The following is a 9,097-nucleotide window of genomic DNA, read 5'->3' as shown; positions in this document are numbered from 1 at the left end:
GCATGCCATGCAAGCGCTCTCCCAACTGAGCTAAGGCCCCATCCTGTGCAACGCTGATCGCGTCTGCCCGGGGTATCTAGGCGAAGGTGGGTTGCCGTGCAAGCAAAAAAGGCGGGTGTGTGGCGCTGGCTTCGCAGGCTGTTCGCTTGCCTGTCTGGCCACGTGCGTCATGATTGCGCTGGTTTCGCACCTGAGCTCAAAAACCGGTCAACAGCTTGCATCTTGGTTCGGAGTAGTATACCACGGCATACAGAAAGCTTGCCCGGCTCTTCAGGCGATTCTGATATCCGGCCTTCAAGCGAATACCATCACTAACACCAACGCGTCGGGATAATCATGAGCTTGTACACTGACTACCTGAATGAGATCGAAACTCGTAAAGAACAGGGCCTGAACCCCAAGCCCATTGATGATGGCGCCCTGGTTGGGGAGTTGATCGATCAGATCAAGGACACCGGCAACGAGCACCGCGAGAGCTCGCTGAACTTCTTCATCTACAACACCCTGCCTGGCACCACGAGCGCCGCCGGCGTGAAGGCCGCGTTCCTGAAGGAGATCATCCTGGGTGAGGCCGTGGTCGAAGAGATCTCTCCGGAATTCGCCTTCGAGCTGCTGTCGCATATGAAAGGTGGCCCCTCGATCCAGGTGCTGCTGGACGTGGCTCTGGGATCGGACGCCGATCTGGCCAAACAGGCTGCCGACGTGCTGAAGACACAGATTTTCCTCTACGAAGCCGACATGGACCGCCTGGCCGAGGCCAATGCAGCGGGCAATGCCATCGCCAGGGACATCCTGGAAAGCTATGCCAAGGCCGAGTTCTTCACCAAGCTGCCCGACCTGGAAGAAGAGGTGAAAGTCGTCACTTTCATCGCCGGTGAGGGCGATATCTCGACCGACCTGCTGTCGCCCGGCGCCGAGGCACATTCGCGCGCCGACCGTGAGCTGCACGGCAAGTGCATGATCAACGAGGCCGCGCAGAAGGAAATCGAGGCGCTGAAGCTGCAGCACCCGGACAAGCGGGTGATGCTGATTGCCGAAAAGGGCACGATGGGCGTGGGCTCGTCGCGCATGTCGGGCGTGAACAACGTGGCCCTGTGGACCGGCAAACAGGCCAGCCCCTATGTGCCCTTCGTGAACTTTGCCCCGGTCGTCGCGGGCACCAACGGCATTTCGCCGATCTTCCTGACAACCGTGGGCGTGACCGGCGGCATCGGTCTGGACCTGAAGAACTGGGTCAAGAAGCTGGACGCCGACGGCAACCCGGTCGTGAACAACGACGGCAACGCGGTGCTGGAAGAGAAATACTCGGTCGCCACCGGCACCGTGCTGAGGATCAACACCAAGACCCAGAAGCTGCTGAGCGAAGACGGCGAAGAGCTGGTCGACGTGTCTTCGGCCTTCACCCCGCAGAAGATGGAATTCATGAAGGCGGGCGGGTCCTATGCCATCGTATTCGGCAAGAAGCTGCAGACATTCGCCGCCGAGACCCTGGGTGTCGAAGCCCCGGTTGTCTTTGCGCCGTCGAAAGAGGTCAGCCATGAAGGCCAGGGCCTGACCGCGGTTGAAAAGATCTTCAACAAGAACGCCGTGGGCGCCACCCCCGGCAAGACACTGCACGCCGGTTCCGACGTGCGCGTGAAGGTCAACATCGTGGGCTCGCAGGACACCACCGGCCTGATGACCATGCAGGAGCTGGAAGCGATGGCCGCCACGGTCGTTTCGCCCAGCGTGGATGGCGCCTATCAGTCGGGCTGTCACACCGCGTCCGTGTGGGACATCAAGGCCCAGGCCAACACCCCGCGCCTGATGAAGTTCATGAACGATTTCGGCCTGGTTACGGGCCGTGACCCGAAAGGCGCCTATCACGCGATGACCGACGTGATCCACAAGGTGCTGAACGATATCACCGTGTCGGACTGGGACATCATTATCGGCGGCGACAGCCACACCCGCATGTCGAAAGGCGTGGCCTTCGGGGCCGACTCGGGCACCGTGGCTCTGGCGCTGGCGACCGGTGAAGCCTCGATGCCGATCCCGCAATCGGTCAAGGTGACTTTCAAGGGCAAGATGGCCGACCACATGGACTTCCGCGACGTGGTGCACGCCACCCAGGCGCAGATGCTGGAGCAGCACGGCGACAACGTGTTCCAGGGCCGCGTGATCGAGGTGCACATCGGCACCCTGCTGGCCGACCAGGCCTTCACCTTCACCGACTGGACCGCCGAGATGAAAGCGAAGGCCTCGGTCTGTATTTCGAATGACGAAACCCTGATCGGGTCGCTGGAACTGGCCAAGTCGCGCATCCAGATCATGATCGACAAGGGCATGGAACATGAGAACGGCATGCTGCAAGGCCTGATCGACAAGGCCGACAAGCGCATCGCCGAGATCAAATCGGCCGAGAAACCCGCCCTGCGCCCCGATGACAACGCCAAGTACTTTGCCGAAGTGGTCGTCGATCTGGACGTGATTGACGAACCGATGATCGCTGACCCCGACGTGAACAACGCCGACGTGTCCAAGCGTTACACCCACGACACGATCCGCCCGATCTCGTTCTACAAGGCCGAGAAGAAGGTGGATCTGGGTTTCGTCGGGTCCTGCATGGTGCACAAGGGTGACATCAAGATCGTGGCCCAGATGCTGAAGAACCTGGAAAAGGCCCAGGGCAAGGTCGAATTCCAGGCTCCGCTGGTCGTGGCCGCCCCGACCTACAACATCATCGACGAGCTGAAGGAAGAGGGCGACTGGGACGTTCTCGAGAAATACTCCGGCTTCGAATTCGACGACAATGCGCCCAAGACCGTTGCCCGGACCGAGTACGAGAACATTCTGTATCTGGAACGCCCCGGCTGTAACCTCTGCATGGGCAACCAGGAAAAGGCCGCCAAGGGCGACACGGTGCTCGCCACCTCGACCCGTCTGTTCCAGGGCCGTGTTGTGGGGGATGCGCCCGACAAGAAGGGTGAATCGCTGCTGGGCTCGACCCCGGTCGTGGTGCTGTCGGCCATCCTGGGCCGTACGCCGACCATCGAAGAGTACAAGACCGCCGTGGAAGGCATCGACCTGACCAAGTTCGCCCCGCCGCTGGAGAAGCCGGGAACCGCGCGTTCGGCGCACTTCTAAGACCGGCCGGTCGTCTCTGAAGGCGGCCGAACAGGTTCAAGATCTGGGAAGGGCGTGATGGGCAACCACCGCGCCCTTTGCCGTCCGTCTACTTGAAAAGAGGCGCTCAGAACACGCCCATGTCGAGCCCGGCACCCAGAGCTTCCCCAAGCTCGCGCGCCTGGGACAGCTGCGTATCGTACAGGGTCTTGGGGGCCAGGATGCGTTCCGGGGTCTGGGCGCGGGTGCAGATGATCAGCGGTGGCTGGACCTCGCGCAGGCGCCAGCCTGTTGCGATACGGGCCAGTTGACGTGCTGCTCCGTGCCCGTCCGATCCGGCACAGATCATCTGCGCATAGGGACGCCCCTCGATCCGGCCCAGCACTGGGTAATAGCAGCGGTCGAAGAATTCTTTCATCAGCCCGGAAAGGTGGGCCAGGTTTTCGGGCGCGGCAAAAAGATAGCCATCGGCGGCCAGCAAGTGTTGCGGCTCGGTCTGTTCCGCGCGCAAAAGCGTGCACTCCGCATGCACGCGTGCGGCGGTATAGGCGGCTTCGGCCAACTGGCGACTGCCGCCGGTACGGGAGTGATAGACGATCAGAAGTTCGGCCATGGTGTAATGTTGGGCGGTCCTGCGGGGGATGTCAAAGCCGGTACGCCCCCGGCGGCGGGATCAGCCCAGGCGGTCCGGCAGCAGCTGGGCCAGCACGTCCCCGGGCAGCTCGCTGGCAGTGCCCGATACCAGATCCGCAAGCAATTGCGAGGCCGCCGGCGCGGTCTGGAACCCATAGCCACCCTGGCCGGCGCACCACAGGAAGTCCGGGTCGCGCAGGTCACGACCGATCACCAGATTGCGGTCGGGGGCAAAGGTGCGCAAACCGGCCCAGTTCGAGATCAGCCGGACCACCGGTTCGCTCACCATCTCCTCGTATCGCGCCAACCCCTCGGCCAGGACCATGTCATCGGCCCAGGCATCGTGGGGCTCGGCCGGGTCTTCTTCGCTGGGGGAAACCAGCAGCGCCCCGGCATCCGGCTTGGCGTACCAGGCGTCGCCCGAAGCAAAGACCATCGGCCAGGTCGAGACATCCAGCCCACCGGGGGCCGGCAAACGGGCCATGGAACGGCGCAGGGGCTTGAAGCCCAGCGGCTGGATCCCGGCCATTCTGGCCACCTCGTCCACCCAGGCGCCCGCAGCGTTGACCAGTTTGGGGGCGGTGTAGTCCTGCCCGGCCGCAGTAACCTGCCAGCTGTTGGCGGTGCGGGTGATTGCCTCGACTTTCGCACCTGTCACGATCTGGCCGGTTGCGCGAACGGTGCGGGCAAAGTTCTGCAACAGAAGGTCGGTGTCAATGTCCCAGACATCGGCACTGAAGGCCGCGCGGGTGACGACATCAAGGTTGAGGATCGGCATCCTGGCGTGAGCATCTTCCAAGGTGATCGGGTCCAGGTGCATGTCCCGGTGTTCGTGTTCGAAATCGTCTTCGCGATCCGCGCCGGCCACCAGCATCAGCCCGCGATCCGACAATACCCCGCCGTCCGCGTGGCGGTGATGGTCGTGCGAGGCGGTGGTCAGCGCCCGGACCCCGGGATTGCCATAGCCCTCCACGTAGAGAGCCGCCGACCGGCCCGAAGCGTGATAGCCAAGCGCGCCTTCCGCCTCCAGAACGGTAACTTTACCCAAAGCTGCCAGCCGGGCCCCGGCCGACACCCCGGCAATGCCCCCACCGATGACAATGAAATCGCTCTGCTGCGTCATGGGACCTGTCCTCTACCCCGTTTCACGCGGACACTGGCACGGGTGTGGCGCAGGGAAAAGACCCCGCGATTGGCGGGGTCTGAAATAATTCGCCCGCAGTCCGGTCAGCCCCGGCGTCCGAAATCTGCGGTCGACAGACGGCCGTCGTCGTCCGTGTCCCTGGAGGCAAACCAGCCCCTCACCGAACCGATGAACTCGCTACGGGTCACGGTGCCGTCCCCGTTCAGGTCAACCTCGGCCCGGTCCATGGCGAAACCGGCGCCGGTCCCGTTGGGCCGCGCCAGTTCCCGGCCCGCTCCGCGGCCCTGACCCTTTTGACCGGGCCGGTCCTGGTCGTGCGCGCGGGCCTCATCCAGTATCGCGTATTCGCTGTCGTCCAGAACTCCGTCCTCATTGTAGTCGAACGCGGCAAAGATCGCTTCACGGCGATCGAGCGCTTCGGCGAGCGTGACGTAGCCGTCTTCGTCCAGGTCCCAGTTGTACATGAATTGCGCGCCGGGATTGCCGGGTTCGGCGGCAAGCGGAAGCGACAGGGCGGTGAGGATTGCGGTGGTGATGACAAGGGCGCGTGTCATTGTGGTCTCCATTCTGTGAAAATCTGAATTCGCACATGAAACGCGGGAGGCGCCCCAATCCGTCGCCGGACCCCCGGGAATTTCACCCGCTGCGTCCCCCTGCCACAGGTTAAAAAGCCCCCGCCGTAGCGGGGGCCTTCGATGGCTTGTCAGTCCCGATTCTGTCGGGTGACGAAGACCTTGGGCGCTTACTGCGGTATCTCGCCTTCCAGCCCTTCGACATAGAAGTTCATGCTGGCCAGACCATTGTCACCGTAGTCGGATGCGGTTTCGCCCGCAGCCAGCCAGGGGGTGCCGTCCTGCTTGTTCAGCGGTCCGGTAAAGGCGTGGTATTCGCCCGAAGCCAGGCTGTCGCGCAGCGCTTCGGCTTCTGCCTTCACGTCGGCGGGCACGGCGTCCGATATCTCGCCGATGCCAACCATGCCGGCACCGATGCCGTCCCAGGTCGACACGCTTTCCCAGGTGCCGTCCATCACGGCCTGGGTGCGGGCGATGTAGTAGGGGGCCCAGTTGTCGATGATCGAGCTCACGCGCGGCATCGGGCCATAATCGGCCATGTCCGAGGCCTGACCGAAGGTGATCACGTTGCCCGCTTCCTGCGCGGCGGCCTGCGGCGCGGTCGAGTCGGTGTGCTGCAGGACCACGTCGGCGCCCTGTTCGATCAGCGCCTTGGCGGCGTCCGCTTCCTTGGCCGGGTCGAACCAGGTGTAGGCCCAGATGATCTTGAACTGCACGTCCGGATTCACGCGCTTGGCATGGATATAGGCCGAGTTGATGCCACGAATGACCTCGGGGATCGGGAAGGACGCAATGTAGCCGATGATATTCGACTTGGTCATCTTGCCGGCGATGTAACCCTGCACGGCGCGGCCTTCATAAAAGCGGGCTGAATAGATCGACACATTGTCCGCCTGCTTGTAGCCGGTGGCATGTTCGAATTTCACGTCCGGGAACTTGGCCGCGACATTGATGGTCGGATCCATGTAACCGAAGGAGGTGGTGAAGATCAGGTCGGCACCAGCCAGCGCCATCTGGGTGATCGCCCGTTCGGCGTCTGCCCCTTCCGGCACGCTTTCCTGGTACACGGTTTCGACCTTGTCACCGAAATGTTCGACGACCGCTTTGCGGCCCTGTTCGTGCTCGTAGGTCCAGCCACCGTCGCCCACCGGGCCGACATAGATGAAGCCGACCTTGGTCGTCTCTTCGGCGATTGCGGCACCGGCCAGGCCCAGGGCCATGGCAGCCGAGGCCAGGAGGGTTTTCATGGAACGCATTTTATTCTCCCTTGTTGGTTCAGTCAGGTTCGTTATCGCGCTTCTGAAGGTTTGTTTCCGCCTCCAGCAGCGCGGTGGTTATGATGGCCGAAGGCACCGCAATGATGCCCAGACCGGTGAAAAGTACAAGCGTGGTAAAGATCCGCCCGCCTGGCGTGATCGGCACCATGTCGCCGTATCCCACGGTGGTGAAGCTGGCGACAGCCCACCACAGGCTCACGGGGATTGATGTAAAGACTTCGGGCTGTGCATCATGTTCGAAAATGTAGATGCCGACCGCTGACACATAGAGCATCAACCCCGTACTTACCCCGAAGATCAACAACTCGCCCCGCACTTGGCGGAAGGCAAAGACCAGCCGGGTCAGGGCCCGGGAGGTGCGGAACAGTTTCAGGAGCCGCACAAGCCTGATCAGCCGCAAGGCGCGCACCACCTGCCATTGCGGGGTCAAGAGCGCGATGGCAGGCACGATCGTCAGGAAATCCACCAGGCCCCAGAAGCTGAACGCATATTTCAGCGGGCGCGGTGAACAGGTGAGGCGCAACAGGTATTCCAGCGTAAAGATGCCCAGCAGCACGATTTCGAAGTTGAACAGCCCCTTGCGGAGCGCCAGGGGCAGCGCGTGCTCGGTCTCCAGCGCGATGGCGATGGCCGACAGGACGATCAGGGCGTTCATGGCCCAGGCCACTCCGGCGCCGACCTTGGGGTGGTAGCCGTCCAGAACCTCTATGATCTCGTGTCGGGTCAAGCGGGCCTCAATGCGATGCGTGGAAGATACGGCCCAGCGAGCCCGGTGCGCCGTGCTTGCCCTTGAGCGAGATGGCGACCAGCACGAGGATGGTGATCACATAGGGGCTCATCGACAGGTATTCGACCGGGATCGCGACGCCTGCCGCCTGCAGGTTCAACTGCAGCACGGTGATGCCGCCGAAAAGATAGGCGCCCAGCAGCACCCGCCAGGGGCGCCAGGAGGCAAAGACGACGATGGCAAGCGCGATCCAGCCAGCCCCGGCGGTCATGCCTTCGACCCACTGCGGTACGCGTACCAGCGAGATATAGGCCCCGCCCAGCCCGGCGCAGGCTCCGCCGAAGGCAATCGCCATCATGCGTACCCGGATGACCTTGTAGCCCAGCTGGTGCGCCGCGTCGTGGTTTTCCCCGACCGCGCGCAGGATCAGCCCCGCACGGGTGGATTTCAGCACGTACCAGACCACCGCGATCAGGATCAGGCTTACATAGACCATCGGGTCGTGATTGAAGAGGATCGGCCCCAGGACCGGAATGTCGGACAAGAGCGGAATGTCCCACTTTGCCAATGTCGGCACCTTCATGCCCTCATAGGGTTTGCCAATCAGCGAAGACAGGCCCAGACCGAACATCGTCAGGCCCAGACCGGTGGCGACCTGGTTGGACAGAAGGACCAGGACCAGCACGGCAAACAGCATCGACAGCGCTGCCCCCGAAATGGCTGCGGCGACAAACCCCAGGGCCGGGCTGCCCGAGTTCACGCCGATGGCGAACCCGACGACTGCGCCGGTAATCATCATGCCCTCGACGCCCAGGTTCAGCACGCCCGCCTTTTCGACCACGGCCTCACCGATGGCGGCCAGCAGGATCGGCGTGGCCGCTACCATCAGAGAGGCGATCAGCAGGATCGGATTGATCTGCTCCAGATTCATTGCACCGTCTCCTTCCAGGTCAGACGAACGCGGTAGTTCGACAGGATGTCCATGGCGAGCAGGAAGAACAGTAGCATACCCTGGAACATCTGGATCGCTGCGGCGGGCAGGCCCAGCATGAGCTGCGCCAGCTCTCCGCCAATATAGGTCAGCGCCAACAGAAGGCCCGCCAACAGGATGCCGATCGGGTGCAGGCGGCCCAGGAAGGCCACGATGATTGCGGTAAAGCCATAGCCCGAGTTGAAGTCGATCGAGACCTGACCGGCGGGGCCCGACACCTCGAACATGCCCGCCATGCCCGCCAGCGCGCCCGAGATACCCAGGCAGAACAGCACCAGCTGCGTCGGGTTCACACCGGCAAAGCGGGCGGCGCGAGGGGCCTCGCCGGTCAGACGCACCTGGAAACCCAGCATGTGCCGGGTCAGGAGCACATAGGCGAAGATAACCGAGATGAACGCCGCGACCACGCCCCAATGCATGCCGGAGTTCGCGATGATTTCGGCGTTATGGCCTGCGGGGAAGTCCTTGAAGTTGCGGCTGCCGGGGAAGCCCATGCCCTCGGGGTTTCTGAGCAGCCCCTGGCGTACCGAGGCAAGCCAGCTTTCAGCCACGTAGACAAGCATCAGGCTGACCAGAATTTCGTTGGTGCCGAAGCGTGTTTTCAGGATGCCCGGGATCATCGCCCAGGCCCATCCGCCCAGCGCGCCC

8 protein-coding genes are annotated in these 9,097 nt (G+C 62.9%); 1 reads left to right on the top strand and 7 read right to left on the bottom strand.

Translation table 11 applies throughout. From position 1 onward, the window contains the following. Window positions 1-336: 336 nt before the first annotated feature. Entirely contained in the window at window positions 337-3,126 is a 2,790-nt protein-coding gene (locus Q1V43_RS16440) for a bifunctional aconitate hydratase 2/2-methylisocitrate dehydratase (protein ID WP_300520470.1), read from the top strand. 106 nt (window positions 3,127-3,232) lie between these two features. Here Q1V43_RS16440 and Q1V43_RS16435 read toward each other — a convergent pair whose 3' ends face one another. The 7 genes from Q1V43_RS16435 to Q1V43_RS16405 form a co-directional block, all read right to left on the bottom strand. Continuing rightward, on the bottom strand, window positions 3,233-3,718 hold the full coding sequence (locus tag Q1V43_RS16435) for an NAD(P)H-dependent oxidoreductase (protein WP_300520468.1): 486 nt from the start codon (window positions 3,716-3,718) through the stop codon (window positions 3,233-3,235). A 60-nt stretch (window positions 3,719-3,778) separates the two neighbouring features. Then, window positions 3,779-4,861, bottom strand: a complete 1,083-nt coding sequence (locus tag Q1V43_RS16430) for an FAD-binding oxidoreductase (RefSeq protein WP_300520466.1) — start codon at window positions 4,859-4,861, stop codon at window positions 3,779-3,781. A 104-nt stretch (window positions 4,862-4,965) separates the two neighbouring features. After that, the gene (locus tag Q1V43_RS16425) at window positions 4,966-5,436 is read right to left on the bottom strand and encodes an EF-hand domain-containing protein (RefSeq protein WP_300520464.1); all 471 of its coding nucleotides are present in this window, start codon (window positions 5,434-5,436) and stop codon (window positions 4,966-4,968) included. Window positions 5,437-5,624: 188 nt separating this feature from the next. Next, window positions 5,625-6,710: a BMP family ABC transporter substrate-binding protein gene (locus Q1V43_RS16420; protein ID WP_300520463.1), complete on the bottom strand. Its 1,086-nt coding sequence runs from the start codon at window positions 6,708-6,710 to the stop codon at window positions 5,625-5,627. Between the two features lie 19 nt (window positions 6,711-6,729). Beyond that, a complete protein-coding gene (locus Q1V43_RS16415; RefSeq protein WP_300520461.1) occupies window positions 6,730-7,458 on the bottom strand; it encodes an ion transporter in 729 nt (242 codons plus the stop codon). Between the two features lie 7 nt (window positions 7,459-7,465). Next, window positions 7,466-8,389 (bottom strand): ABC transporter permease, encoded by a 924-nt coding sequence (locus tag Q1V43_RS16410; protein WP_300520459.1) that lies wholly within the window; start codon window positions 8,387-8,389, stop codon window positions 7,466-7,468. Further along, window positions 8,386-9,097 (bottom strand): ABC transporter permease (locus tag Q1V43_RS16405; protein WP_300520456.1); only part of this gene is annotated, 712 nt, incomplete at its 5' end. The genes Q1V43_RS16405 and Q1V43_RS16410, both read right to left, overlap by 4 nt.

It is taken from the genome of Aliiroseovarius sp. (genome assembly GCF_030148435.1).
In the GTDB taxonomy this organism is placed as follows: Bacteria; Pseudomonadota; Alphaproteobacteria; order Rhodobacterales; family Rhodobacteraceae; genus JASBTN01.
The sequence above is the reverse complement of the archived record's forward strand: the minus strand, read 5'-3'. Positions and strand labels throughout refer to the sequence as shown.